We start from the raw sequence: 23,659 nt of genomic DNA, 5'->3' as shown, positions 1-23,659 counted from the left end.
GGCATCCCGCGATGGACCATGCATTCATTCCCGCCGCCAAGCCGATCATCGGAGACGAGGAGGTCGCGGCCGTCGAGCGCGTGCTGCGCAGCGGCATGCTCGCTCAGGGCGCGGAGGTCGCCGCTTTCGAGGAGGAGTTCTCGGCGCACTTCCTCGGCGGCCGCACGGCGGTCGCGGTCAACGCCGGCACGAGCGGTCAGCTGCTCGGCCTGATCGCCGCCGGTGTGGGCGTGGGCGACGAGGTGATCGTCCCGTCCTTCACCTTCGCCGCGGTGGCGAACTCCGTCGTGCTCACGGGCGCGACTCCGGTCTTCGTGGACATCGAGCCGGCGCACTTCACGCTCGATCCCGCACGGGTGCGCGAGGCGATCACTCCGCGAACGAAGGGGATCATGCCGGTGCATCTCTACGGCCACCCGTTCCTCGTCGATGGGATCGAGGCGGTGGCCGCCGAGCACGGTCTGGCGATCTTCGAGGACGCGGCGCAGGCGCACGGCGCGAAATGGCGCGGACGCCCGGCCGGCACGATCGGTGCCTTCGGGATGTTCAGCCTGTACCCGACCAAGAACATGACCGCCGTCGAAGGCGGGATGGTCGCATGCGCGGACGAGGACATCGCCCGAACCGTCCGTCTCCTGCGGAACCAGGGGATGGAGACGATGTACGCGAATGAGATCGTCGGATACAACAACCGCATGAGCGAGGTGCATGCGGCCGTGGGGCGCGTGCAGCTGCGCAAGGTGGAGGAATGGACGCGGCAGAGGCAGCGGAACGCCGCCCTGCTGGACGCGGAGCTCGCCGGCATCGACGGCCTCACGGTGCCACCCGTCGCCGACGGAGCCGAGCACGTCTATCACCAGTACACGATCCGGATCGCCGACGGGGAGCGCGATCGGGTGCGCGATGCCCTGCGCGACGAGCATGCGGTGGGCGCGGGCGTGTACTACCCGATCCCCAACCACCGACTGCCCTCGCTGCAGCGGTATGCGCCGGATCTGGATCTGCCCGAGACGGAGCGTGCGGCGGACGAGGTGCTGTCGATCCCGGTGCACCCCTCGCTCACGCCCGCAGACCTCGACCGCGTGATCGGCGGACTCACCGCCGTGCTCTCCGCCGGGCGGTGATCCGAGCGGCCCTGCTCCTCCCTGGATCTCCCACAGACAGGTGCGCCGGCGCCGCCGAGAGGCTACGCTGACCAGCACTGATCGCCGTGGATGCCGAGTCCTCGGAGTCGAGAGGCAGGTCCTGATGCGCACATCATCCATCGTCCTCACCTTCGCGGTGGCGTTCGCCGGTGTGGTCGCCGGGGGAGCCGTCGTCGACACCGTTCGAGCGAGCGACTCCGCCGTGACGCCCTCCGCGCCTCCCGCGGCGGCGTCGGCGGAAGACCTGGAGCGCCTCGAGGACGTGCTGGCGGGTCAGGGTGGCGGCGGAGACGCGCAGTGGCTCGACCGGACGCTTCGCGAGACGCTTCCCAACTTCACCATCTCCCGGGATGGTGCGCCGGGGACGCGTGTCTTCGAGGCGACGATCGACGGCGTGGTCCGCGACGTCCGGCCCGGCACCGGCGCCCGGGACAGCGTGCGCGACGATGACACCGTCCAGCGCGACGAGCTCGCGTTCGACGATCCCGCCGCGAACTGGCGCACCGTCGTCCTCACGGTCGAGGTGCGGGACGACTTCGACCCGGAGACGGCGATGCCCTCGGAGATCGACGTGGTCCTGTGGCTGGACGGAGCGACCGACCCCGACGTGGTGCGCGAGGGCTTCTCGGGGCAGCGGATCTTCGCCGTCCTCGAAGAGCCCGGTCGTCTCGCGCCCGCAGACGCGTACCCGGTCGCCCGGAACGGCGCACTGATTGGAGTGGTCCGTGACGACGGATCCCTCTCCTTCCCCGGCCTCGGCGTCGATGAGGGTCTGTACGTGGACGGGCTCACCACGATCTCGGCGATCCAGGCGGCCGCCGAAGCCCCCGCCGTCGTGCTTCCCCTCTCCCTGGAGAACGGCTCCTGGGAGCGGACGGACTAGCGGCGCCGGCAGGACTCAGGCGGCCAGCGTCAGCCACGCGCGCGGCGAGTGTCCGATGCGCTGGGCGAAGACCCGTGAGAACGCGGAGGAGCTCGCGTAGCCGAGCTCTGCCGCCACGGAGCTGACCGACATGCCTGCGCGCAGCTGCTCCTGCGCGATCGTGAGCCGCCATTCCGTGAGGTAGTCGCCGGGCGAGCGCCCGAGCACCTCCTTGAACCGGGCGGCGAAGGCACTGCGCGACATGTTGGCGGTGCGGGCGAGGGAATCCAGGTTCCAGGGATCGCCCGGGGACTCGTGGACCGCGACCAGCGCAGGTGCGAGTCGCTCGTCCGAGAGTCCGGGGATCAGTCCCGGGGGCAGGTCGAGCTCCTCCGAGTGATCGAGCATCCACCGCAGCAGCTGGATCAGGACGACCTCGAACATCCGGTCGGCGAGCAGAGGGCGCCCGCAGCGGACGTTGTCGACCTCGGCGAACAGCAGGTCGAGTGCGGGGGCGAGGGTCACGACCTCGTCGAGGGGGAGGACGATCGTCGAGGGGAGTGTGCGTACGAGGGGGTGCGTGGCGCCGCCGTCGAAGTCGAGTGTCGCGCACGCGAAGTCGGATTCGTCGGTCGGGGCGTTGATGAACGTGTGGTCGATCGGCCGGGGGAACAGCAGCAGGCTCGGCTGTGTGATGCTCTCGCGCTCGATGGTGCCGTCGGCTGCCCGGTGCGTCACCTCCATCTCGCCGCGCCGCAGCACGTGGAGGAAGCCGTGACCTCCGCTCGCGGGGAAGACGTTCGTGCCGCACAGCGGGCCGCTGTGGAAGAGGCGGGTGCGCACGTGGAAGCGCTCGAGCAGGGGAGTGAGACGGTCCAGCGGCGGCATGTCTCCAGTATCTGGACGATCTGTCATGAATGCAAGACTCTTTGCTGCGTATCGTCCGAGCATTCTCGGAAGACTGGAGGGGTGGTCGGACCCGGCCGTATCCCACGATCGAAGGAGCACCCCGTGCCCAACGTCCCCCTCATCGACAGCGAGAACGCCACCGGAAACGTCAAGGAGCAGCTCGACCAGATCTCCGGCGCCTTCGGCAGCGTTCCCGCGATGTTCCGCGCGGTCGCCAACTCTCCGGCCGCACTCACGAGCATGTGGAGCGCTTTCGGCGCCTACGGCGACGGCACGCTCGGTGCCGCGATCGGCGAGCAGATCGCCGTCGCCGTCGCCAACCGCAACTCGTGCCAGTACTGCCTCGCGGCGCACACCGCCCTCGGCAAGAAGGCCGGCCTCACCCGGGAGACGCTCGCCGCCGCCCAGGACGGCGAGTCCGATGACCCGCGCACCGCGGCGCTGCTCGCCTTCGCGGTGAAGCTCGTGGAGGACCGCGGTCAGGTGTCGTCGGCCGATGTCGACGCCGTGCGCGCGCAGGGCTGGAACGACGAGGAGATCGTCGAGACGATCGGCCAGGTCGCGCTGAACCTCTTCACGAACTACCTGAACATCGCCCTGGACGTCCCCGTCGACTTCCCGAGCGTCGCGCTTCGTCGCAAGGCCTGAGCGCCCCCGCACCAGAAGGGCCGGATCCTGGGGATCCGGCCCTTCGTCGTGCGTGCCTAGCGGCTCTCGTCGCGGAGCTTCGCCGCGGACTCGATCTCCTCCAGCCAGCCGCCGATCGCCGCACGGGCCGCGACTTCGAGCTGCGCACCATGGCGCCTGGCCTGCTCGCGGATGGTACGGGGATCGATCCCGTGGTGGTGCAGCTCATGGGCGTGGCCGATGAGCCAGCGGCCGATCGCCCGAGGATCCGCCTCCACGTGGAACTGCAGGGCGAGCACGGTGTCGGTACGGAAGGCCTGGTGTGGAAAGCCGGGAGTGCGGGCGAGATGGCGGGCGCCGGTGGGGATCGTGAACGCATCGCCGTGCCAGTGCAGGACGGGCACCCCGTCCAGGGGGTGCAGCGGGGAGTCGAGCCCCTCCTCCGTCAGCTCCAGTGGCGCGTAGCCGATCTCCACGGCTCCGGTCGGGCGCACGTCCGCACCCATCGCCTCGGCGATCAGCTGCGCACCGAGGCAGATCCCGAGCAGCGGCCGTCCCGCACGCAGGCGGTGCGCGATGGCCTCCTTCTCGGCGTGGAGAAACGGGTAGCCGTCGGTGTCGTACACGCCGATCGGACCGCCGAGGGCGATGAGCAGATCGGCCGCGTCGACCTGCTCGATGTCGATGGCTTCGACGCCGGGCTCGAGATACTCCACCCGGTACCCGCGCTCCGCCAGGAGGGGTTCGAGGACCCCGAGGTCCTCGAACGGGACATGTCGGAACGCGAGCGCGGTGCGTGGTCGAGGGTCGAGGATCGTCATGGCGCTGCAGCCTCACTGCCGCAGGTTCTGCGACTCCGCCGGGTGATAGGTTTGACCTATGCCAAAATTATCACATGAGCGGCGCGCGTCGTCCTGGGAGTTCGCGGGGGCCGGCATCCTGTTCGACTGCGACGGCGTGCTCGTCGATTCGGTGGACGCCGCCGCGCCCGCGTGGGAGGAATGGGCGCGTCGGCATGCGCCCGCGTTCGACTTCCGACGGGATGCGCCGCACGGCATGCGCCCGAGCGAGGTCGTCACCGGTCTCGTCGGGCCGGAGGCGGCACCGGCGGCGATCGCGCACCTGATCGCCCTCGAGGTGGAAGCGTCCGCCGAGACGCGGGAGATCCCCGGTGCGGCACGGCTCGTCGGCTCGCTGCCCCGGGGTGGGTGGGCGGTCGTCACGAGCAGCAACCGCGTCGTCGCCACGGCGCGGCTGCGCAGCGCGGAGGTGCCGCATCCGTCGGTCCTCGTCGCGGCGGAGGACGTCTCCCGGGGGAAGCCCGAGCCTGACCCCTATCTGCTCGGTGCGCAGCGGCTGGGCCGCGCCCCGGCGGACTGCATCGTGTTCGAGGACTCGGTCCCCGGCATCCGCTCGGCACGTGCGGCCGGCATCGGCGCCGTCATCGGGGTCGGATCGGGCTCCCGGGCGGGAGGTCCCGATCTTGTGGTCGCCGACCTCGACGGCGTGCGGTGGCACGAGGGGGTCCTCGTGGTCGACGTCGCTGAGGCCGGCTGAGGGATCAGTCGAGCGTCGCCAGGGCCCGGTCGATCACGTCGAGGGCGATGCCGAGGTGATCGTCGGTCGTGGTGAGGGTCGGCAGGAAGCGGATGACGTTCGAGTCGCTGCCCGCGGTCAGCAGCAGGATGCCGTGCTGTGCGGCGAACTCGGCGATCGCGGAGGCGGCGCCCGCCGCCGGTCGCGTGGTGCCCGGCTCGCTCAGCTCGAACGCGTACATCGCACCGACGCCGCGCACGTCGCCGATCAGGGGGTGGCGGGAGGCGAGGTCGGAGAGGCCGCGCTGGAGCTTCTCGCCGATGCGCAGGGCCGCGGCGAAGAAGCGGCCGTCGTCGAGCTCGTCGAAGACCGCCAGGGCCGCGGCGATCGACACCGGGTTGCCGCCGAACGTCCCGCCCAGGCTGCCCGGATCGGGGGCGTCCATGATCTCGGCTCGCCCGGTGACTCCGGCCAGCGGGAGGCCTGCCGCGATCGCCTTCGCGGTGAGCACGAGGTCGGGGACGACGCCGAAGTGCTCGCTCACGAACCAGGTGCCCGTCCGGGCGAGGCCGGTCTGGATCTCGTCGGCGATGAAGACGACGCCGTTGCGGGTGCACCACTCCTGGAGCGCGGGGAGGTAGCCGTCGGCCGGCACGACGAAGCCGCCCTCGCCCTGAATGGGCTCCGCGATCACGGCGGCGAGGTCGGCCACGCCGATGCGCTGCTCGAGGTGGGTGATCGTGCGCTGGGCCGCCTGCTCGCCGGTGAGACCGTCGCGGTACGGGTAGGAGTTCGGCACCCGATGGATGTCCGAGGCGAACGGGCCGAATCCGGTGCCGTAGGCGGCCTTGTGGTTCATGGCCAGCGTGAGGTTCGTACGTCCGTGGAAGGCGTGGTCGAGGGCGGCGACGACGCGGCGACCCGTGTGCCGGCGGGCGATCTTGACCGCGTTCTCGACGGCCTCCGCGCCCGAGTTCACGAAGATCGAGCGCTTCTCGTGGTCGCCCGGCGTCTTCTCGGCGAGCCGCTCCGCCAGGCGCACGTAGCCCTCGTAGGGCGTCACGGTGAAGAGGGTGTGCGTGACCCGGTCGAGCTGGGCGGCCGCGGCAGCCGTCGCCGCCGGATTCACATGACCGAGCGTGGTGACGCCGATGCCGCTGCCCAGGTCGAGGAAGCGGTTGCCGTCGACGTCGGTGGCCCAGGGGCCGTCGGCGTGCTCGATGTACACGGGGAGGATGCTCCCGACACCGCGGGCGACGGTCCGCATCCGGCGCTCATGGATGGCCCGGCTGCGCGGGCCCGGCACCTCGGTGCGCACGGAGGGGGCGGACGGGTCTGGAAGCGTGCGGACAGCGGGCATGGCGGCTCCTCGATCGTGCGGCGTCGGGTGACGGATTCCACCCGGATCTGATCGGCCTAAGACTATGTTACTGTTTGGCCTATGTCAAAGATGGAAGGGCCGGCCGGAGCCGAGGATCGCTACCCCACGGCGTTCACCGTGGAGGACTTCCAGCACAACGTCGCGAGCGTCCATGCCCGCATCGCCGCCGCTGCTCTGCGGGCGGGGCGCGCGCCCGAGGAGGTGACGCTGCTCCCCGTGAGCAAGACGGTGCCGACCGACCGCGTGCGCGTCGCGATCGAGTCGGGGCTGCGGCTGCTGGGGGAGAACAAGGTGCAGGAGGCGGTGCGCAAGCACGGCGAGACCGCCGATCTCGACGTCGCGTGGTCGATCATCGGGCACCTGCAGACCAACAAGGCCAGAGACGTCGCCGCGTTCGCGACCGAGTTCCAGGCGCTCGACCGGCTCCGCGTCGCCGAGGCGCTCGACCGGCGGCTCCGGGCCGCCGGACGTCGCCTCGACGTCTTCGTCCAGGTCAACACCTCGGCGGAGGACTCCAAGTTCGGCATGCCGCCGGAGGAGCTGCCCGCCTTCCTCGAGGCGCTGCCGTCCTACGAGACGCTCCGGGTACGCGGCCTGATGACCCTCGCCATCCTGACGCCGGACGATCTCCGGGTGCGGGAGTGCTTCGCCCTGCTGCGCACCCTGCGCGACCAGGCCAGGGAGGACGCGCCCGATCTCATCGGCGCGGGGGAGCTGTCGATGGGCATGTCGGGGGACTACGAGATCGCCGTCGAGGAGGGGGCGACGTGCGTGCGCGTCGGCCAGGCGATCTTCGGTGCCCGCGCCCTGCCCGACAGCCACTACTGGCCGGAGGGCTGAGCACACGTGCTGCGGATCCTGCGCGCGTATCTCGAACTCACCAAGCCCCGCATCCTCGAGCTCCTCCTCGTCACCACGATCCCGGTCATGGTGTTCGCCGCGGACGGGCGGCCCGACCTCGGCCGGATGGCGGCGGTCCTCCTCGGCGGGGCGCTGAGTGCGGGCTCTGCCGGGGCCTTCAACATGTACCTCGAGCGGGAGAGCGACGCGCTGATGGAGCGCACGGCGGGCCGACCACTGGTCACCGGGGTCATCTCCCCGCGAGCGGGTCTGATCTTCGCGTGGGTGCTGGCCGTGGCATCCGTCGTCTGGATGGTCGCGGCGGTCGGCCCGCTCCCCGCGGCGCTGTCGACGGCGGGGCTCGTGCTGTACGTGGTGCTCTACACACTCGTGCTCAAGCGCCGCACCGAGCAGAACGTGGTCTGGGGTGGGATCGCGGGATGCATGCCCGTGCTCGTCGGATGGAGTGCGGTGCGAGGCGGCATCGAATGGCCGGCGATCGTGCTGTTCCTCGTGGTGTTCTTCTGGACGCCCGCGCACTACTGGCCGCTCTCGATCCGCTACCGCGACGACTATCGACGCGCGGGCGTGCCCATGCTCGGGGCGACCCGCGACGCCGGATACGTCGCCGTCCGGGTGATCGACTTCGCGTGGGCGACGGTGCTCTGCTCGCTCGCGCTGCCCTTCGTCGCCGAGGTGAGCCCGGTGTATTGGGCCGCGGCGCTGGTCACCGGAGCGGGCTTCCTGTTCTCCGCGCACCGCCTGCACGCACGGAGCAGGCAGGGCGCCGAGCTGCGGCCCCTGCTCGTCTTCCGGACCTCGATCGTCCAGCTCGCGGTGCTCTTCCTCGCGGTCGGCATCGATCCTTTCGCACGCTGACGTCCGGTGCCCCGGGGAGGGATGCCGTGATCAGTCGTCGGTGCGGAACCCCGCTGCCTTGTGGGTCCCGTCGCAGAACGGCTTGAGCGTGGAGAGGCCGCACCGGCACAGCGCCACGGTGCGACGGTGCGGCGCGATCGTCTCGCCGTCGGCGGTGCGCAGCTCGACGTCGCCGCGCACCAGCAGCGGGCCGTCGGGGTAGGGGGTGATCGTCGCGTGCTCGTCCGACCCGCTCATGATCCGGCCCGTGTCCGGAGCGACGAGGCACCCTCCGTCCACGCCTCCAGGGTGGCGGCTCCGCCCCAACCGTCCACGGTCAGACAGGCGGCGGCGCCGAACAGGATGTCCGGGAGGAGCTCGGGGTGGTCCTCGGCGAGGCTGCCCGCGAGATCGCGCGCGGCGATCTGCTCGTGCACCGCATCCGCCTCGACGTGCTCCTCGAAGTAGGCCGCGACCTCGGGATCGAAGTCCAGGCGATGCAGGCCGTCCGCGTAGAGCCGGCACGGGATGGACGAGGTCATCTCGTAGGCGGCCAGGTGTCCGACGATCGCACCGACCAGGCGGCGGTTCAGTCCGAACAGCGACATCATGTTCAGCGAGGCGAGGGTGACGGCCGGCACCTCGTCGACGTACGCGCCGTAGGTGTCGTCGAGGCCCGCGGCGCGCATCGCGCGGGCGAAGAGCACGGCGTGCACGCGCTGCGGGCGTCCGCCGCCGTACTCGTCGGACTGGATCTCCACGAGCGCAGCCTTCGCGCGCCCCTCCAGCCGGGGGATCGCCCAGGAGTGCGGATCCGCCTCGCGCAGCGTGTACACCGAGCGCAGGACGAGCATCTCCTCCGCCTGCTCCCTGGTCGCCTTCTTGGCGAAGTATCGGGAGAGGCTCGGCCCGGTGTCTGCGGCGGCGAGGGCGAACAGGGCGCGGCCGACGGCATCCACGGTCGGTTCGGGGAGTTCCGGCATCGGCACCGCGTCGCGCAGCGCACGCTCGAACTCGACCTCCAGGATGCGGCGCGTCGCGAGCAGCGCGGGGTCCCACTCCCGATCGGGGTCGAGCGCGGGCAGCGATCCGTACGCGGAGGCGTAGAGGACGAAGAGGGCGAGCTGCAGGTCGTCGTCGCGGACGATGTCGGTGCCCGTCGCGACGGCCGTCGCAGCGAGCGCCGTGTGGTCGGCGGCGTCGTCGTCGCCCGTCAGATGGGAGATGACGGCGCGGCTCACCGGCCCGCGGTCGCGGAAGGCGAGGGATGCGGCCGGGGCGGATGCCGGGGCGGATGCGGTCATGAAGGGAGCTCCCATCGGTGCGGTCCCTCGCATCCTCCCGTGCCCGGACCGGCAGCTCCAGGGACTTGACGCAGACGCGCGCACGGGGCATACGCACCGCGCGGCGAGGGTGCGGCCGTCCCGGAGGTGTCGCAGAACGGCGTCGGAGGACACGCGAGGAAATGAGTCGTCATCACGGGGAACCTCGTGACGGCTCCGGCGCCCTTCGGGACTTATATGGGCGTACGACGCACCGCGGAGCGCGTCGATCCCGTCCCGCTCGACGACCAGAGCACCCGAACATCCGAGGAGCGACCATGTCCGACACCACCGCAGAGCGCACCCACAGCGTCACCACCGAGCCCGCCGCCCACCGCGTGCGCGTGCTCGCCGGAGACCAGGTACTCGCCGACTCCACCCGGGCCATCGTGCTGCACGAGTCGAACCACGCCGACCGCTACTACCTGCCGCGGGAGGACGTGAACTGGGAGCTGCTGCAGGAGACCACGTCGAAGAGCCACTGTCCCGTCAAGGGCGACGCCGACGACTACTGGTCGTTGAAGAGCGATCCCTCCGTCGACGTCGCCTGGTCCTACCCGACCCCGTTCGACTACCTGCAGCCGATCGCCGGCCACGTCGCCTTCTACTCCGAGCGCGTCCAGGTGGACGCCGCCGAACTCCTCCCGCAGTAACACCGCACCCGAACCCAAGGACACCTCCCATGACCGCTCTCCTCTCGCCCCCGACGGGGCGTCGTCGACCGCTCGCGATCGTCGCGGCCCTCAGCGCGACCCTGCTGGCGCTCGCCGGATGCGCGACCGCCACCGCCTCCGACACGAAGACGGATGCCGCGACGCCCGTGTACCGCATCGGCATCAGCGACCCCGGCGCGGAGCTCGACCCGCTCACGGTCGCCGACGGCGACGCACAGCTGATCACGGGACTCGTCACGGAGCAGCTCGTGAGCTTCACGGCCGACGGCGAGGCGCTGCCGCGGCTGGCGACCGCATGGGAGGCCTCGGACGACGGCCTCACCTGGACCATCACGCTGCGCGACGGCGCGACCTTCAACGACGGCGACCCGGTCACGGCCGACGACGTCGTGGCGACGTTCGACGCGATCATCGGAGAAGACAGCATCTCGCCGGCGAAGAGCGCGTTCGCCGACATCCTCGACACGGTCGCGGCGACCGACGACAGCACGGTGACCTTCGCGCTCGCCCGGCCGTTCTCGGACTTCCCGCGGCTGCTCGCCGGCAGCAACACCGGCATCCTCCCCGCCGACTACGAGCCGGGGACCTGGCTCGACAACCCGGTCGGCGCCGGGCAGTTCCTGCTCGAGGACTACGAGGTCGGGCAGAGCGTCACCTACGTGAAGAACCCCGACTACTGGAATGCGGACCAGATCGACCTCGACGGCGTCGAGCTCAAGATCTACAAGGACCCCCAGGCGATCGTGCTCGCGTTCCAGGCCGGGGAGATCGACCGGATCACGGTGTCGCCCGAGGTGCTCGCGACCGTAAACGTCGACGACTACGACACCCTCTCCGCCGGGTACAGCCACTTCTACGGCGTGCACCTCAACGTCACGAAGCCGCCGTTCGACGACGAGACGATCCGTCAGGCGCTGGCCTGGGCGATCGACCGCGACGCGATCGTCGACCTCGTGTTCGGAGGGACTGCGTCGGTCGGCAACGACTTCCCGGTCCTGCCCGACTACCTGCCGCAGCCGGTCGGCATCGAACAGCGGAAGCAGGACCTCGACAAGGTCGCCGAACTGCTCGACGGGCGAACCGTGTCGTTCACGATCACGACCTCGTTCCAGCTCTACGGCGAGGTGCTGCAGCAGCAGCTCAACGCGATCGACGGCTTCGACGTGAAGCTCGAGGTGCTGTCGGACGAGCAGTACTACGCGGAGGGCGACGACTCGCCCTGGCTGAACGCACCGCTCACCATCACGAGCTGGGGCAAGCGCGTGCCGTCGCAGTACTACGGGCTGTTCTACGCCGACGGCGCCGCCTGGAACGCCGCGCACTACGCCAACCCCGCGCTGGGAGCACTCGTCGCCGACTTCGACGCCACGACCGACGACGCCGAGCGCGAGAAGCTGCTCACCGAGATCTCGCAGACGGAGTGGACCGACGTCCCGACGATCATCCCCGCCCTCGTGCGGTCGGAGGTGCTGCAGAACAAGCGGGTCCGCGGCGAGTTCATCGCGCCGATCGACTTCTGGTCGGGCTACAACTTCGCCGGCATCTCGATCGCGAGCGAGTGAACCATGACCGTCAGCTTCTCGTCGGGCGGGACCGCCTCGACGGCGTCGTCCGCCCGGCGAGGGCTGGCGGTGCTCAGCTCCCGACACAACCGGGTGCCGCGACTGATCGGCCAGCGCCTCATCCAGGTGCCGCTCGTGCTGCTCGTGGTGTCGGTGCTGGTGTTCTGGCTCATCGAGGTCGTGCCGGGTGATCCGGGACGCAACGCCCTGGGCCAGTACGCGACGTCCGAGCAGGTGCAGGCCTGGAACGAGGCGCACGGACTGACCGGGTCTCTCGTCGGACGCTACTTCTCGTGGCTGATCGGCTTCGTCACCGGCGATTGGGGCACGAGCCTCATCTACGGCGCCCCGGTGCGGGAGCTCGTGCTCGGGCGACTCGGCAACTCGCTCTTCCTGGGAGCCGTCGCGTTCGTGATCCTCGTGCCCGTGGCCTTCGCCCTCGGCGCGATCCAGGCCCGACGCGAGGGATCGCGCACCGACCGCACGCTCACGATCGCCCTGATGTCGCTCGCCTCGGTGCCGGAGTTCGTGGTCGGCGTGCTGCTGCTGATCGTGTTCAGCCTGTGGCTCCGGTGGTTCCCGATCCAGTCGTCGATCAGTCTCGACGGTCCTCCCGGGGACGTGCTGCGGGCGCTCGTGCTGCCCGCCGTGACGCTCGCCCTCGGGTACCTGTCGGTGCTGGCCCGGATGACCCGCACGGGAGTGCTCGACACGCTCGACTCGCAGTACTACCGCACCGCCGTCATCAAGGGGCTGCACGGCCCGCGGCTCGCGGTGGGACACGTGGCGCGCAACGCGCTGATCCCCACCGTGTCGCTGCTGGGCATCTACGTCGGCACCCTGCTGGGCGGCAGCGCCATCGTCGAGACGCTCTTCGGCTACCCGGGGCTCGGCGCCCTCCTCGTCTCGGCCACGGTGGAGAAGGACATCTTCCTGCTCGAGTCGGGAGTCATGGTCACCGGGGTCGTCGCGCTCCTCGCCCTGCTGATCACCGACATCGCCCTCGTGCTCATCGACCCGCGCGTGCGCTTCGACGAAGGAGAATGACATGGCCCTCACCGAGGCGGTGCGCGGCTCCGACGCGACGACCATCGACCCCGTCGATCCGGATGCCGTCGCCCCGAGCATCCGGCCCGACGCCGCCCCGCGCGGACGACGTCCCCGGCGCTGGGTCGCACTCCTGCGCCGACCCACCTTCGCCCTCAGCGCCGTGATCGTGCTGTTCTGGATCGCGGCGGCCGTGGGCTGGCGGCTGGTCGGCCTCGATCCCTTCGCCGACAGCGGCGCCCGTCTGTCTCCGCCGAGCCCCGAGCACTGGTTCGGCACCGACCGCATCGGTCGCGACGTGTACGCGCGCGTGCTCGCCGGGGCGGAACCCGCCCTGCTCGTCGGACCGTTCGGGGCGGCGCTCGCGACCGCTCTCGGGTCGACGCTCGGACTCATCGCCGGGTACCGCCGCGGCTGGGTCGATCAGCTCTTCATGCGCGGCTTCGACGTGTTCCTCACGCTGCCGACCCTGATCTTCCTGCTCGTGATCGTCGGGGCGTTCGGCGGCAGCCCGCTCACGATCATCGTCGCGGTCGGCATCCTCTTCGCCCCCGGCATCGCTCGCATCGTGCGTGCCGCCGTGCTGGTGGAGATGGGCAAGCAGTACGTGACCAGCGCGAAGATCCAGGGCGAGCGCGCCGGACGGATCGTGTTCCGCGAGCTGCTGCCGAACGTCTGGCCGCAGGTGCTCGTGCAGGCGACGCTGAGTGTGGCCGGCGCCATCTTCATCTCGTCGTCGCTGTCCTTCCTCGGTCTCGCCTCGGCCCCGCCGTCGCCGGACTGGGGCCTCGCGGTCAACGAGAACCGCACCTACCTGCAGGCGGCGTGGTGGACGCTGGCGTTCCCGACCCTCGCGATCGCGTCGCTCGTGGTCTCCCTCAACCTGATCGCAGACAACTTCCGAGAGGTGTTCCGACGATGACCGAACCACTGGTGAGCGTGCGCGGGCTGAGCGTCGACTACGAGGTCGAGGGGCGACTGCGGCGGGCGGTCGACGGCGTCGACTTCGACATCGACGCGGGGGGATCGCTGGGGCTGGTCGGCGAATCGGGCTCGGGCAAGAGCACGATCGCGTTCGCCCTCGCGCGGTACCTGCCCGAGGGCGCCCAGGTGCGCGCCGCGCAGATCACGGTCGACGGCCACGACGTGCTCGGCCTCGGCACCCGGGCCCTGCGCGACTATCGCCGCACCGCCATCGGCTTCGTCTACCAGGAGCCGGCGCGGGCGCTGAACCCCACCCGATCGGTGGGCAGCCAGGTCGCGGAGACCTACCGGCTGCAGGGACTCCGCACCGGTGCCGCCCGCACGGCGACCGTCGCGGCCTTCGCCGACGTGGGCCTGCCCGATCCCGAGAACCTCGTGCACCGGTTCCCGCATGAGCTCTCCGGCGGACAGCAGCAGCGCGTCGTGATCGCGATGGCGCTCGCCGCCGACCCCCGCCTGCTCATCCTCGACGAGCCGACCACGGGTCTGGACAGCCGGGTGGAGGCCGACGTGATCGCGCTCGTCGACCGGCTGCGCCGCAAACGCGGCTTCGCCACCCTGCTGATCAGCCACAACCTGCCGCTGGTGGCGAGCCACACGGAGCGGATCGGCGTGCTCGAGCGCGGGATCCTCGTCGAGCACGGTGCCGCCGCGGGGATCGTGGAGACCCCGCTGCACCCGTACTCGCGCCTGCTCGTCGACGCGGTGCCCTCGCTCGATGCCACGTCGCGACCGGTGGAGCCCGAGCACGCGCGGCCGCTGCTCGCCGTGCGGGGAGTCAGCAAGCGCTACGGGACGCACCTCGCCCTCGACGGCGTCGACCTCGACATCGGCCGCGGCGAGGTGCTGGGCCTGGTCGGCGAATCCGGCAGCGGCAAGACCACGCTGGGCCGCGTGATCGCGGGGCTCGCGCGCGCGGAGGGAACGGTCACCCTCGACCGGGACGATGCCCCGACCGCCGTGCCCGTGCAGTTCGTGTTCCAGAGCCCGGATGCCTCGCTCAACCCCCGGCGCACCGTGCGGCAGACGCTCTCCCGGTCGATCCAGCTGCTGCACGGCGACACCGATGCTGAGGAGCTCGCCCTCTCCACCGGCCTGCCCGGCGAGGTGCTCGACAAGCTCCCGGATGAGCTCTCGGGCGGGCAGAAGCAGCGGGTGGCGATCGCCAGGGCCTTCGCCGGACGCAGCCCGCTCGTCGTGTGCGACGAGCCCACCTCCGCCCTCGACGTCAGCGTGCAGGCACGCGTGCTCGACCTGCTCGTCGAGCTGCAGGAGCGCACCGGGGTGTCCTACCTCTTCATCACGCACGACCTCGCCGTCGTCCGTCGCATCGCGCATCGCGTGGCCGTGCTCAACGGCGGACGCATCGTCGAGACCGGCGCCGTCGATGAGGTGCTGGGCGATCCTCAGCATCCGTACTCGGCATCCCTCGTGGCTGCCGCCCGCAGCCTGCGCGGCAAGACCACGCGGAGTCTCCGCGACGTCGTCGCCGCCTAGGACTGCGAAGGACCGGGCGCGACCAGCGGGTGGTCGCGCCCGGTCATCTCCTCTCCGCGTCCTCTCCGCGGTGCGGACGCGCCGGCTCAGCCCAGGGCAGCGGCGATCGCGGCGCCCTCGGCCTCGTCGATGCGGCGCCAGAAGTCGAGGGCGCGCGCACGCAGGCCCGGGTCGGTCAGCTCGGCGAGCTGCGCCACGACGGTCGCCCGCAGACGCTCGCGTCCCTCGTCGTCCAGGACCCGGCGCACGAGGTCGCCGGCCTGGCGGAAGTCGTCATCGGGGTCCCAGGTGCGGGCGCGCCGGGCGAGGTCCTCGTCCCACCCCTCGACGGATGCCGTGAAGGGGATGGGCGGGCGGCTCGCGAAGCCGTCCTGCACGCGGTGTCGGTGGAAGCGCCAGTACGCGTCGATGCGCGAGAGCAGCATCGGGTCGGGGCTCGGGCCGATGCCCGGCACGAAGCTCGACGGTGCGAACGCGGCCTGCTCGATCTCGGCGAGCTCGTCGTCGGGGTTGTGGTCGAGCACGAGGCGGCCGACCTCGATCAGCGGGTAGGCGGCCTTGGGCCAGACCTTCGTCAGGTCGAACGCGTTGAACTCGTCGGTGCGCGCGTCCTCGTAGGGCATCACCTGCACGGAGAGGGTCCAGGACGGATGCTCGCCGCGGTCGATCGCGGCGCGCAGATCCGCCCGCTGATGGTCGACCTCGGTGGCGTCGACGGCGTCCGCGTCGTGCTCGGCGAGGTTCTCGATGCCCTGGTCGGTGCGCAGGTGGTACTTCACCCAGAACCGCTCGCCCTCGGCGTTGGTCCACTGGAACGTGTGGGAGCCGAATCCGTCCTGGTGCCGCCAGGAGCGGGGGATCCCGCGATCGCTCAGCAGCCACGCGACCTGATGCGCCGACTCCGGGTGCGTGGTCCAGAAATCCCAGAGCCGGTCGTAGTCGAAGACCGCGCCGTCGGTGTACATCTTCTGCGCGACGACGAGCGAGGCGAAGGCCGCCTCGTCGCGGAGGAAGAACACGGGGGAGTTGTTGCCGACGAGGTCGTACTCGCCCTCCGCGGTGAGGAACTTGACGGCGAAGCCGCGGAGGTCGCGCCACGCCTCGCGGCTGCCCCGGTACCCGAGCGTCGCCGAGAACCGGACGACGACATCGGTGCGGATCCCCGGTTGGAAGAGGCCCGCGTGCGTGAAGGCACGGACGTCGCCGGTGGTCTGGAAGTGCCCCCGCGCACCGCCGCCCTTGGAGTGGCGGATGCGCACGGGGACCGGACCGGGATCGGCGGCCGGACGGTCGACGCGTCGAGGTGCGGTCCCCGTGCGGCTCACGGGGTCACGCCCGCTCGGCGGCCGGGCGGATGTCCAGCGAGTCGTAGAACGCGACGTGCCCGCCGATGGGGGCGAACGCGCTGATCGGATCCGGGTACGACCACGCCACCGGGGCGTCGTCCGCCGAGGATCCGAGCGCCCAGTAGTCGCTCGCGACCCCCTTGAACGGGCAGAAGGTGGTGCCGTCGATGACGCGGAGGCGCGACAGGGCGACGTCTTCGCGCGGGAAGTAGAGGCGCACGGGTACGTCGACCTCGTGCAGCTCGATCACCCGGGTGCTCGAGGCGATCCGTTCGTCGCCGCTCCACACCTCGACCCTGCCCTCGTGCCGTTCGAGATGCACGAGGCCGTTCGTCGCGATGCCGGGGGCATCGAGGACTGCGGTGTTCGTCATGATCCTGCTCCTTGTCTGTGCGGTGCTGCGGTACGGCCGATGCGGACCGACCGGTCGCGCGCCGGGAGGGCGGCGACGACGATGCCGACGAGCGCGAGCACGCCGCCGACGACCTTGATGGCCTCGACGGGCTCGCCGAGCGCGACGGCGAAGGCGTATCCGAAGGCGGGCACGGCACCGGTGGCGGTGCCGGCGACAGCCGCGGGCACCCGCTCGGCGCCGTAGTTGTAGAGCGCCATCGTGGGTCCGGTGACGACGAGCGCCAGGAAGAGGATGCTCGCCCAGGCGGGCCCGCCCGACGGCCAGGTCGCGGTGTCGGTCGACACCTCCCACAGCAGCCACGGGGCGAGGAGCGCGGCGCCCCAGACGGCCGTGGCCGTGGCGAGGACGAGCGGGTCGGTGAGGGCCGGATCCCGTGTCGAGCCCCCGGTGCGCCGCAGCAGCACGGTGTACAGCGCGTAGGAGGCGAGGCCGGCGACGAGCAGGACCGCGCCGAATCCGAGTCGGACCGCGCCGGCGGAGGCGATCGCGACACCGAGGGCGGTCAGGACCAGGCCGGCCGTCACGCGCCCGGTGATCCGCTCCCGGATCACGCGCCAGGCGATCAGGGCGGTGAGCACGGGGAGGGAGGCGGACATCAGCGAGGCCGTGCCTGCGGTGGACAGGGTCAGCCCCAGGTTGCTCGGCAGGTAGAACAGCGCGACTCCGGTGAGAGCCAGGACCACGGCCATCGGCTGTCGCAGTGCACGCCCGAGAGCGGGGAGGCCGAGCTGCGGTCGCAGCACCACGACGAGACCGAGCAGCAGCGGGACCGCGAGCACGAGACGCAGCTCCGCGAGCACGGCCGGCGACGCCGTGACGAGGGCGACGGCGCTCAGCCCGTAGGTCGTCGACCAGAGCGCGACCGACACGAACACCGCGACGACCGGGAGCCAGGGCCGCGATCGACCGTCACGGGACGGACGTTCCGCGCCGTACAGGAACGTCGCGTGAGCGGCGGTGAGCGCCGGACCGGGATCGGACATCGCTCCTCCTGAGAATGGTGACCCGCTCATCCAACGGCAGGGCGACGATCCGCGCGACGATGGTTCCCCACGGTGACAGCACATGTCGGCGGATGACGCCGGTCGACGGGTCGTGACGCGTGTTGACGCCGGATGACCGCACCGCCCGCCGCTGCGTCCCGGCGCTCTAACGTGGCGCCATGTCTTCCACGCACACGCCTGCCGGCGCCTCCGACTCCCTCCGCATCGGCCTGTTCGCGCACCTCGCCGATCATCGCGGTGCCGTCGAGCAGACCTACCTCGACTACCTCGACCTGTTCGTGCACGCGGAGGACCTGGGGGTCGACTCGGCGTGGGTGCGCCAGTTCCACCTGGCGAAGCCGGATGCCGGACGTCTGGGCGGCCTGCCCTCGCCGTTCGTCTTCCTGGGCGCGCTCGCCGCCCGCACCCGGACGCTGCGGCTCGGCACGGCCGCGATCACGCTCCCGCTCGAGCAGGTGCTGCGGGTGGCGGAGGACGCCGCGGTGCTGGACGCGATCAGCGACGGCCGGCTCGAACTCGGCCTCGCCAACGGCGGGCAGCCGCAGACGGCCTCCGCGTTCGGCATCCCGCACATCGACGACCGCTCGCAGAGTCGGAAGGCCTATCTGGAGGCGGTCGACCGGCTGACCGCCGCGCTCCGCGGCGAACCGGTCACCACCGACGGCGAGGTGCTCGCGCCGGCACGGCCCCGCGTCGCGGACCGCGTCTGGCATGCCACGCTCACGGCTCAGAGCGCTTTCGAGACGGGACAGCGCGGGGAGGGCGTGCTGGTCGGCACCACGCAGGTCGTGCCCGGCGAGGTGTCGGCCGAGGCGTATCACCGCGGACTCGCCGAGGGGGCGACGCCGCGGCTCGGACTGTCGACCTGGATCTTCCCCGGGGCCAGCCGTGAGGAGGCGCTCGCCCGTGCCGAGGAGGGCCTCGTCGCGAAATGGAACTGGGCGCGGGACTTCCTCCCGAAGGCCGATTCGAGTGCCCAGATCGCCGAGCGGCTCAACCTGCACTACGGCACGGCCGACGACATCGCCGCGTCGATCGCGCGCCACCCCGCGTTCGCGTACACCACCCAGCTCCAGCTGCAGCTCGACGGGCTGTATCACTCGCTCGAGGAGCAGAAGGATGCGCTGGAGCTGTTCACGACCGAGGTCGCGCCCGCCCTGCACCGGGTGTCGCGCCGCGCGGTGGCCGCATGAGCCGCGCGCCGCTCGTCCTCGCCGCCGGGGTGTTCTACCCGGGCGGCGAGCACATCACCGGATGGCGCGGCGCGAGCGCCGAACCGCACTCGTACCTCGATCTGGACTACTGGACCCGGTTCGCGCAGACCGCCGAGTCCGGGCGCTTCGCGACGCTGTTCCTCGCCGACGAGCTGTACGTCTGGGACCGCTTCCGCTCCGGCATCGACCACGGCACCAATGTCCGGCTCGAACCGTTCACCCTGCTGAGCGCGCTGTCCCAGCGGACCACGCGCATCGGACTCGCCGCGACCGTCTCGACCACGTACAACGAGCCGTATCACGTGGCCCGGAAGCTCGCCTCGCTCGATCACCTCAGCGGGGGACGCGCGGCGTGGAACCTGGTGACGAGCGCGAGCGACGAGGAGGCGAGGAACTTCGGCAGGGACGCGCATCTCGAGCACGGCATCCGCTACGAGCGGGGCGCGGAGTTCGTCGACGTCGTGAACGGGCTGTGGGACGGCTGGGACGACGACGCCTTCCTGTTCGACAAGGCGTCGGGCCGCTTCGCCGACCGGTCCAAGCTGCACCTGCTGGAGCATCGCGGCGAGCACTTCTCGGTGCGCGGACCGCTCAACATCCCGCGACCCGTGCAGGGGCATCCGCCGCTCTTCCAGGCCGGCGCCTCCGAGGCGGGACGAGCGCTCGCCGGCCGCACGGCGGACGCCGTGTTCACCCTCGGCGGCGGCTCGCTCGAATCCGCGCAGGCGCTCTACGCCGACTACCGGCGGCGCGCGGTCGCGGCCGGTCGGCAGGCGGACGACCTGAAGGTGCTGCCGTGGTTCTCGCCCATCATCGGCGACACCGCGGCGGATGCGGAGGAGCGTTTCCGCGAGCTCGCGGAGCTCACCCCCGAGCGGGTGCAGGTCGACCTCCTCGCGCACTACCTCGGCGTGGACCTGGGCGAGCGCGACGTCGACGAGCCGTTCACGTTCGACTTCGACGTCGACGGCTTCAACCAGTCGAAGTCGGGGTACCAGGCGATCGCCGACCTGCTCGCCCAGCGCCCCTACACGCTCCGCGAGCTGGCCTGGGAGGTGCTGCGTCGCCGCTTCACGGTGGGCACTCCCGATTCCCTGGCGGACGACCTGATCGCGCGGTACGAGCAGGGTGCGGCCGACGGGTTCATCCTGATGGCTCCGACCCTGCCCGACACGCTCACGCGCTTCGTCGAGCACATCGTGCCGCGGCTCACCGACCGCGGCATCTACCCCGCCGAGTACGCGGGCAGCACGCTGCGCGAGAACCTCGGACTCGAACGCCCCGCCGGAAGGTATGCCGCATGACCCGTCGACTGCTCCTCGGAGCCTTCCTCTTCCACCCGGGCGGATCGCACGTCTCGGGCTGGCGGCACGAGAGTGCGGAGCCGCATCGGCACGTCGACATCGACTACTACGCCGAGTTCGCCGCGACCGCCGAGCGCGGCGTGTTCGACACGATCTTCCTGGCGGACGGCCTGTACTTCTGGGACCGGTTCCCCTCGGGCGTCGACCACTACGGCCAGACCCGCCTCGAACCGCTCACGTTACTCTCGGCGCTCGCGGCCAGGACGCAGCACATCGGCCTCGCCGCGACCATCTCGACCAGCTACAACGAGCCGTACCACGTGGCCCGCGCCCTCGCCTCGCTCGACCACATCAGCGGCGGCCGTGCGGCGTGGAACCTGGTGACCTCGCGCTACGACGAGGAGGCGCGCAACTTCGGCGGCGACGGGCACCTCGACCACGCGCTGCGCTACGAGCGCGGGGCCGAGTTCGTCGACCTCGTGCAGCAGCTGTGGGACAGCTGGGCCGACGACGCGATCATCGCCGACCGTGAGAGCGGACTGTTCGCCGACGCCGACAAGCTGCAGGTGGCCGACCATCGCGGGGCGCACTTCGCGGTGCGGGGACCGCTCAACATCTCCCGACCGCCGCAGGGGTACCCGGTGCTGTTCCAGGCCGGGGGCTCGGAGGCCGGACAGGAGCTCGCCGCCGCGACCGCGGATGCCGTGTTCGCCCGCGCCCTCCCGCTCGCCGAGGCGCAGCGGTTCGCCGCCGGGCTCCGGGAGCGGGTGGTCGCGCACGGGCGGGAGGCCGACGAACTGGCGATCCTCCCGCAGCTGCGTCCGGTCGTCGCCCGCAGCGCCGCCGAGGCGCACGACCTGGCGTCCGGGATCCTCGCCTCCACGCCCGCCGCGATCATCGTGGAGGACGTGGCGCACTCGATCGGGCAGACGCTGTCCGAGGACCCCGACGCGGTGATCGTGCTCGCACCGGACACCGACATCTCGAACGAGTCGCGTTCGCCGAACCGGCGGCTGGCACGACTGCAGGCGGGGGAGCGGCTGACCGCCCGCGACCTCTACGCGCAGTCGTTCTGGGAGTCGGTGACGGTCGGCTCGGCATCGCAGATCGCGGACGAGGTGCAGGAGCGGTTCGAGTCGCACGCCGCCGACGGCTTCGTCGTGCAGGCGCTCACCCAGCCGTCGGGGTTCCGCGAGTTCGTCGATCTCGTCGTGCCGGAGCTGCAGCGCCGCGGACTGACACGCACGGCCTACGAGGAGGGCACGCTGCGAGAGCGGCTCGGGCTGGCTCGACCGGCCGGGCGCGTGCGGGTGGGAGCGGCATCGTCGTCGCACTAGGCTGACGGGCGATGACTCAGCCCGCGTCGTGGTCCCGCTACGCGTCGCCGCGCGACACGACGCAGCGGCTCCTGGTCTCGTGTCACGGCGCGGGGGAGCAGAGCGGGCCGGTGCAGCCGTTCGCCGGCCGCTCGCTGCCGACGCACGCACTGGTCTACATCTCGGCGGGGCGGGGGACCTATCAGGAGTTCCACCCGAGAGCGGTCCGGATCGCGGTCCAGGCTCCGGCGGTGCTGTGGCTGCGCCCCGGCGTGCAGCACGGCTACGGCCCCGATGCCGACGGCTGGACCGAGCACTGGGTGCTCTTCACCGGGCCGCCGTTCGCGGTGTTCGAGGAGCTGGGCCTCGGCAGCCGGCACGATCCGGTGCAGGCCCTCGCCCGTCCGGTCGAGGCGGTCGACGAGCTCTTCGGGACGCTGCGGGAGTCGCTGTCCGCGGTCGGCCCGCGGGCGGAGATCGCGGCCTCGGTCGCGACGCAGCGGCTCCTCCTCGCGATCCTCGACGCCGGCGAGGGGGCGCCGGCGACCACCTCGCCCACCGTCGACCTCCTCGTCCGCGGGGCGGCGCGGCCGCTCTCGGTCGCCGCACGGGCGCGCGAGGCCGGGCTCACCGTGCGCGAACTCGCCCAGGTCGTGAAGGCGTCGACGGGACTCACCGTCAACGAGCTCGTGATCGAGGTGCGGATCGCCCAGGCGCAGACGCTGCTCGCCGAGACACGGGATGACGTGGGGCGGATCGCGGCGCGGGTCGGCTACGACGACCCGGCCTACTTCTCCCGCCTGTTCCGTCGCCGCACCGGGGTCTCCCCGACCGTTTTCCGCGACCAGCAGTCCCGCGTGGGCGTGGGCGAATAGTTCAAGCTGCCCATACGGGCCCCCGGAAATCCAAGGATCCGGAGCGAAAGTCCATGGACGGAAGTCCAAGTGTCGCGGATTCTGGATTCATGTTCACCTCCAACGGATACACCCTCGACGAATCACCCACGCGGATGGGCCGGATGGAGCCCGTCCCGGACGCGATCCGCGACGACAAGGAGGCGCTGTGGAGCCGCCTGCGTCGTGACGGGTACCTCTTCCTGCCGCAGCAGCTCGATCCCGCACTGGTGAAGGAGTTCCGCGAGTACTACTTCACAGCGATGGCCGACACCGGCATCGTCGCTCCGGGCTCCGATCCGGCCGTCGGCGTCGGTGCCCAGGGTGAGATCGACCGCGCGAAGATCCGCTCCGCCCTGTTCGACGACATCGTGCCGGGGGAGCGCTACGCGGCGCTGACCGGCCACCCCGACGTGCGCGGCTGGTTCGAGTGGTTCCTCGGCGAGGACGTGCACCTGCACAAGCGGAAGATCATCCGGCACATCCGACCGGGCGAGTCCGGGATCGGCACCGCGACGCAGGCCCACTACGACCTGGTCTACCTCCGCGAGGGGAGCGAGCGCGTGCTCTCGATGTGGATCCCGCTCGGCGACTGCCCGGTCGAGCAGGGCGGGCTCGCCTACCTCGAGGGCAGCCACCACTGGGCGCTCGCGGAGGAGCGCGAGCGCTGTGACAAGCGCCCGGCCGCGTCCATCACGGCCGACCTTCCCGGGCTCGCCGACGCGCACGACGCCCGATGGCTGCTCGCGGACTACCGGGCCGGCGACGTCATGGTCCACTCCTCGTACGTGGTGCACGCCAGCACCGACAACGTCGACCCGCTCGACCGCATCCGACTGTCCACCGACATCCGCTACCAGCGCGCGTCCGAGCCGATCGACTGGCGCTGGCAGGAGCACTGGAGCGACGACGACGGCCTCTGA

At 71.3% G+C, this 23,659-nt stretch carries 24 protein-coding genes; 16 read left to right on the top strand and 8 right to left on the bottom strand.

The features are described 5' to 3' along the window. The first annotated feature begins 11 nt into the window (after positions 1 to 11). Complete coding sequence (locus AC07VM_RS04220; RefSeq protein WP_494910095.1) at positions 12 to 1,124, top strand: DegT/DnrJ/EryC1/StrS family aminotransferase; 1,113 nt, start codon at positions 12 to 14, stop codon at positions 1,122 to 1,124. 124 nt (positions 1,125 to 1,248) lie between these two features. Continuing rightward, positions 1,249 to 2,028: a hypothetical protein gene (locus tag AC07VM_RS04215; RefSeq protein WP_494910094.1), complete on the top strand. Its 780-nt coding sequence runs from the start codon at positions 1,249 to 1,251 to the stop codon at positions 2,026 to 2,028. 15 nt (positions 2,029 to 2,043) lie between these two features. Here the strand turns inward: AC07VM_RS04215 and AC07VM_RS04210 are convergent, their stop codons facing one another. Continuing rightward, a complete protein-coding gene (locus AC07VM_RS04210; RefSeq protein WP_494910093.1) occupies positions 2,044 to 2,895 on the bottom strand; it encodes an AraC family transcriptional regulator in 852 nt (283 codons plus the stop codon). Positions 2,896 to 3,018: 123 nt separating this feature from the next. Here AC07VM_RS04210 and AC07VM_RS04205 point away from each other — a divergent pair, with 123 nt between their 5' ends. Further along, the gene (locus tag AC07VM_RS04205; RefSeq protein ID WP_494910092.1) at positions 3,019 to 3,564 is read left to right on the top strand and encodes a carboxymuconolactone decarboxylase family protein; all 546 of its coding nucleotides are present in this window, start codon (positions 3,019 to 3,021) and stop codon (positions 3,562 to 3,564) included. Positions 3,565 to 3,620: 56 nt separating this feature from the next. Here the strand turns inward: AC07VM_RS04205 and AC07VM_RS04200 are convergent, their stop codons facing one another. Beyond that, complete coding sequence (locus AC07VM_RS04200; RefSeq protein ID WP_494910091.1) at positions 3,621 to 4,364, bottom strand: glutamine amidotransferase; 744 nt, start codon at positions 4,362 to 4,364, stop codon at positions 3,621 to 3,623. Positions 4,365 to 4,422: 58 nt separating this feature from the next. Here AC07VM_RS04200 and AC07VM_RS04195 point away from each other — a divergent pair, with 58 nt between their 5' ends. Continuing rightward, positions 4,423 to 5,100 carry an HAD-IA family hydrolase gene (locus AC07VM_RS04195; protein WP_494910090.1) on the top strand — a complete coding sequence of 226 codons (678 nt, stop codon included), beginning with the start codon at positions 4,423 to 4,425 and terminating at the stop codon, positions 5,098 to 5,100. Positions 5,101 to 5,104: 4 nt separating this feature from the next. Here the strand turns inward: AC07VM_RS04195 and AC07VM_RS04190 are convergent, their stop codons facing one another. Then, a complete protein-coding gene (locus tag AC07VM_RS04190; RefSeq protein WP_494910089.1) occupies positions 5,105 to 6,439 on the bottom strand; it encodes an aminotransferase class III-fold pyridoxal phosphate-dependent enzyme in 1,335 nt (444 codons plus the stop codon). Between the two features lie 81 nt (positions 6,440 to 6,520). Between AC07VM_RS04190 and AC07VM_RS04185 the strand changes: the two genes are divergently transcribed. After that, positions 6,521 to 7,300 carry a YggS family pyridoxal phosphate-dependent enzyme gene (locus AC07VM_RS04185; RefSeq protein WP_494910088.1) on the top strand — a complete coding sequence of 260 codons (780 nt, stop codon included), beginning with the start codon at positions 6,521 to 6,523 and terminating at the stop codon, positions 7,298 to 7,300. 6 nt (positions 7,301 to 7,306) lie between these two features. Next, on the top strand, positions 7,307 to 8,179 hold the full coding sequence (locus AC07VM_RS04180; protein WP_494910087.1) for a heme o synthase: 873 nt from the start codon (positions 7,307 to 7,309) through the stop codon (positions 8,177 to 8,179). 30 nt (positions 8,180 to 8,209) lie between these two features. Here the strand turns inward: AC07VM_RS04180 and AC07VM_RS04175 are convergent, their stop codons facing one another. Together AC07VM_RS04175 and AC07VM_RS04170 are read right to left on the bottom strand one after the other, a co-directional pair. Further along, positions 8,210 to 8,416 carry a CDGSH iron-sulfur domain-containing protein gene (locus AC07VM_RS04175; RefSeq protein WP_494910086.1) on the bottom strand — a complete coding sequence of 69 codons (207 nt, stop codon included), beginning with the start codon at positions 8,414 to 8,416 and terminating at the stop codon, positions 8,210 to 8,212. Continuing rightward, positions 8,413 to 9,462 (bottom strand): iron-containing redox enzyme family protein, encoded by a 1,050-nt coding sequence (locus tag AC07VM_RS04170; protein ID WP_494910085.1) that lies wholly within the window; start codon positions 9,460 to 9,462, stop codon positions 8,413 to 8,415. Before AC07VM_RS04170 ends, AC07VM_RS04175 begins: the two co-directional genes overlap by 4 nt. A 296-nt stretch (positions 9,463 to 9,758) precedes the next feature. On the opposite strand from AC07VM_RS04170, the gene AC07VM_RS04165 reads away from it, so the two are divergent. Genes AC07VM_RS04165 through AC07VM_RS04145 form a run of 5 tightly spaced genes read left to right on the top strand, consistent with a single transcriptional unit; the run spans position 9,759 to position 15,244 of the window. Then, a complete protein-coding gene (locus AC07VM_RS04165) occupies positions 9,759 to 10,133 on the top strand; it encodes a DUF427 domain-containing protein (RefSeq protein WP_494910084.1) in 375 nt (124 codons plus the stop codon). Positions 10,134 to 10,162: 29 nt separating this feature from the next. Next, a complete protein-coding gene (locus AC07VM_RS04160) occupies positions 10,163 to 11,716 on the top strand; it encodes an ABC transporter substrate-binding protein (protein ID WP_494910083.1) in 1,554 nt (517 codons plus the stop codon). Positions 11,717 to 11,719: 3 nt separating this feature from the next. Continuing rightward, positions 11,720 to 12,763: an ABC transporter permease gene (locus AC07VM_RS04155; protein WP_494910082.1), complete on the top strand. Its 1,044-nt coding sequence runs from the start codon at positions 11,720 to 11,722 to the stop codon at positions 12,761 to 12,763. A gap of 1 nt (position 12,764) precedes the next feature. Continuing rightward, positions 12,765 to 13,685: an ABC transporter permease gene (locus AC07VM_RS04150; protein ID WP_494910081.1), complete on the top strand. Its 921-nt coding sequence runs from the start codon at positions 12,765 to 12,767 to the stop codon at positions 13,683 to 13,685. Further along, the gene (locus AC07VM_RS04145) at positions 13,682 to 15,244 is read left to right on the top strand and encodes an ATP-binding cassette domain-containing protein (RefSeq protein ID WP_494910080.1); all 1,563 of its coding nucleotides are present in this window, start codon (positions 13,682 to 13,684) and stop codon (positions 15,242 to 15,244) included. The genes AC07VM_RS04150 and AC07VM_RS04145 overlap by 4 nt, the downstream gene beginning before the upstream one ends. An 86-nt stretch (positions 15,245 to 15,330) precedes the next feature. Here the strand turns inward: AC07VM_RS04145 and AC07VM_RS04140 are convergent, their stop codons facing one another. The 3 genes from AC07VM_RS04140 to AC07VM_RS04130 are packed head-to-tail and all read right to left on the bottom strand — an operon-like array spanning position 15,331 to position 17,988. Next, positions 15,331 to 16,569: a catalase gene (locus AC07VM_RS04140; RefSeq protein WP_494910079.1), complete on the bottom strand. Its 1,239-nt coding sequence runs from the start codon at positions 16,567 to 16,569 to the stop codon at positions 15,331 to 15,333. A 4-nt stretch (positions 16,570 to 16,573) separates the two neighbouring features. Then, the gene (locus tag AC07VM_RS04135; RefSeq protein ID WP_494910078.1) at positions 16,574 to 16,963 is read right to left on the bottom strand and encodes a DUF427 domain-containing protein; all 390 of its coding nucleotides are present in this window, start codon (positions 16,961 to 16,963) and stop codon (positions 16,574 to 16,576) included. Continuing rightward, on the bottom strand, positions 16,960 to 17,988 hold the full coding sequence (locus AC07VM_RS04130; protein ID WP_494910077.1) for a DMT family transporter: 1,029 nt from the start codon (positions 17,986 to 17,988) through the stop codon (positions 16,960 to 16,962). The genes AC07VM_RS04135 and AC07VM_RS04130 overlap by 4 nt, the downstream gene beginning before the upstream one ends. 179 nt (positions 17,989 to 18,167) lie before the next feature. Between AC07VM_RS04130 and AC07VM_RS04125 the strand changes: the two genes are divergently transcribed. The 5 genes from AC07VM_RS04125 (at position 18,168) to AC07VM_RS04105 (ending at position 23,659) form a co-directional block, all read left to right on the top strand. Continuing rightward, entirely contained in the window at positions 18,168 to 19,202 is a 1,035-nt protein-coding gene (locus AC07VM_RS04125; protein WP_494910076.1) for an LLM class flavin-dependent oxidoreductase, read from the top strand. Next, entirely contained in the window at positions 19,199 to 20,527 is a 1,329-nt protein-coding gene (locus tag AC07VM_RS04120; RefSeq protein ID WP_494910075.1) for an LLM class flavin-dependent oxidoreductase, read from the top strand. The genes AC07VM_RS04125 and AC07VM_RS04120 overlap by 4 nt, the downstream gene beginning before the upstream one ends. Then, the gene (locus AC07VM_RS04115) at positions 20,524 to 21,864 is read left to right on the top strand and encodes an NtaA/DmoA family FMN-dependent monooxygenase (RefSeq protein ID WP_494910074.1); all 1,341 of its coding nucleotides are present in this window, start codon (positions 20,524 to 20,526) and stop codon (positions 21,862 to 21,864) included. The genes AC07VM_RS04120 and AC07VM_RS04115 overlap by 4 nt, the downstream gene beginning before the upstream one ends. Positions 21,865 to 21,875: 11 nt before the next feature. Continuing rightward, positions 21,876 to 22,718 carry a helix-turn-helix domain-containing protein gene (locus tag AC07VM_RS04110; protein WP_494910073.1) on the top strand — a complete coding sequence of 281 codons (843 nt, stop codon included), beginning with the start codon at positions 21,876 to 21,878 and terminating at the stop codon, positions 22,716 to 22,718. An 89-nt stretch (positions 22,719 to 22,807) separates the two neighbouring features. Beyond that, positions 22,808 to 23,659 carry a phytanoyl-CoA dioxygenase family protein gene (locus AC07VM_RS04105; protein WP_494910072.1) on the top strand — a complete coding sequence of 284 codons (852 nt, stop codon included), beginning with the start codon at positions 22,808 to 22,810 and terminating at the stop codon, positions 23,657 to 23,659.

This window comes from Microbacterium sp. GW821-FHT01D02 (genome assembly GCF_059422585.1).
This window is presented reverse-complemented; position numbering and strand designations above follow the sequence as displayed.

Excerpts from the sequence above, each read along its gene's own strand:
- AC07VM_RS04220 (WP_494910095.1), top strand. The coding sequence starts at position 12 with ATGGACCATGCATTCATTCCCGCCGCCAAGCCGATCATCGGAGACGAG.
- AC07VM_RS04215 (WP_494910094.1), top strand. The coding sequence starts at position 1,249 with ATGCGCACATCATCCATCGTCCTCACCTTCGCGGTGGCGTTCGCCGGT.
- AC07VM_RS04210 (WP_494910093.1), bottom strand. The coding sequence starts at position 2,895 with ATGCCGCCGCTGGACCGTCTCACTCCCCTGCTCGAGCGCTTCCACGTG.
- AC07VM_RS04200 (WP_494910091.1), bottom strand. The coding sequence starts at position 4,364 with ATGACGATCCTCGACCCTCGACCACGCACCGCGCTCGCGTTCCGACAT.
- AC07VM_RS04195 (WP_494910090.1), top strand. The coding sequence starts at position 4,423 with ATGCCAAAATTATCACATGAGCGGCGCGCGTCGTCCTGGGAGTTCGCG.
- AC07VM_RS04190 (WP_494910089.1), bottom strand. The coding sequence starts at position 6,439 with ATGCCCGCTGTCCGCACGCTTCCAGACCCGTCCGCCCCCTCCGTGCGC.
- AC07VM_RS04185 (WP_494910088.1), top strand. The coding sequence starts at position 6,521 with ATGTCAAAGATGGAAGGGCCGGCCGGAGCCGAGGATCGCTACCCCACG.
- AC07VM_RS04175 (WP_494910086.1), bottom strand. The coding sequence starts at position 8,416 with ATGAGCGGGTCGGACGAGCACGCGACGATCACCCCCTACCCCGACGGC.
- AC07VM_RS04170 (WP_494910085.1), bottom strand. The coding sequence starts at position 9,462 with ATGACCGCATCCGCCCCGGCATCCGCCCCGGCCGCATCCCTCGCCTTC.
- AC07VM_RS04165 (WP_494910084.1), top strand. The coding sequence starts at position 9,759 with ATGTCCGACACCACCGCAGAGCGCACCCACAGCGTCACCACCGAGCCC.
- AC07VM_RS04160 (WP_494910083.1), top strand. The coding sequence starts at position 10,163 with ATGACCGCTCTCCTCTCGCCCCCGACGGGGCGTCGTCGACCGCTCGCG.
- AC07VM_RS04155 (WP_494910082.1), top strand. The coding sequence starts at position 11,720 with ATGACCGTCAGCTTCTCGTCGGGCGGGACCGCCTCGACGGCGTCGTCC.
- AC07VM_RS04150 (WP_494910081.1), top strand. The coding sequence starts at position 12,765 with ATGGCCCTCACCGAGGCGGTGCGCGGCTCCGACGCGACGACCATCGAC.
- AC07VM_RS04145 (WP_494910080.1), top strand. The coding sequence starts at position 13,682 with ATGACCGAACCACTGGTGAGCGTGCGCGGGCTGAGCGTCGACTACGAG.
- AC07VM_RS04135 (WP_494910078.1), bottom strand. The coding sequence starts at position 16,963 with ATGACGAACACCGCAGTCCTCGATGCCCCCGGCATCGCGACGAACGGC.
- AC07VM_RS04130 (WP_494910077.1), bottom strand. The coding sequence starts at position 17,988 with ATGTCCGATCCCGGTCCGGCGCTCACCGCCGCTCACGCGACGTTCCTG.
- AC07VM_RS04125 (WP_494910076.1), top strand. The coding sequence starts at position 18,168 with ATGTCTTCCACGCACACGCCTGCCGGCGCCTCCGACTCCCTCCGCATC.
- AC07VM_RS04120 (WP_494910075.1), top strand. The coding sequence starts at position 19,199 with ATGAGCCGCGCGCCGCTCGTCCTCGCCGCCGGGGTGTTCTACCCGGGC.
- AC07VM_RS04115 (WP_494910074.1), top strand. The coding sequence starts at position 20,524 with ATGACCCGTCGACTGCTCCTCGGAGCCTTCCTCTTCCACCCGGGCGGA.
- AC07VM_RS04110 (WP_494910073.1), top strand. The coding sequence starts at position 21,876 with ATGACTCAGCCCGCGTCGTGGTCCCGCTACGCGTCGCCGCGCGACACG.
- AC07VM_RS04105 (WP_494910072.1), top strand. The coding sequence starts at position 22,808 with ATGTTCACCTCCAACGGATACACCCTCGACGAATCACCCACGCGGATG.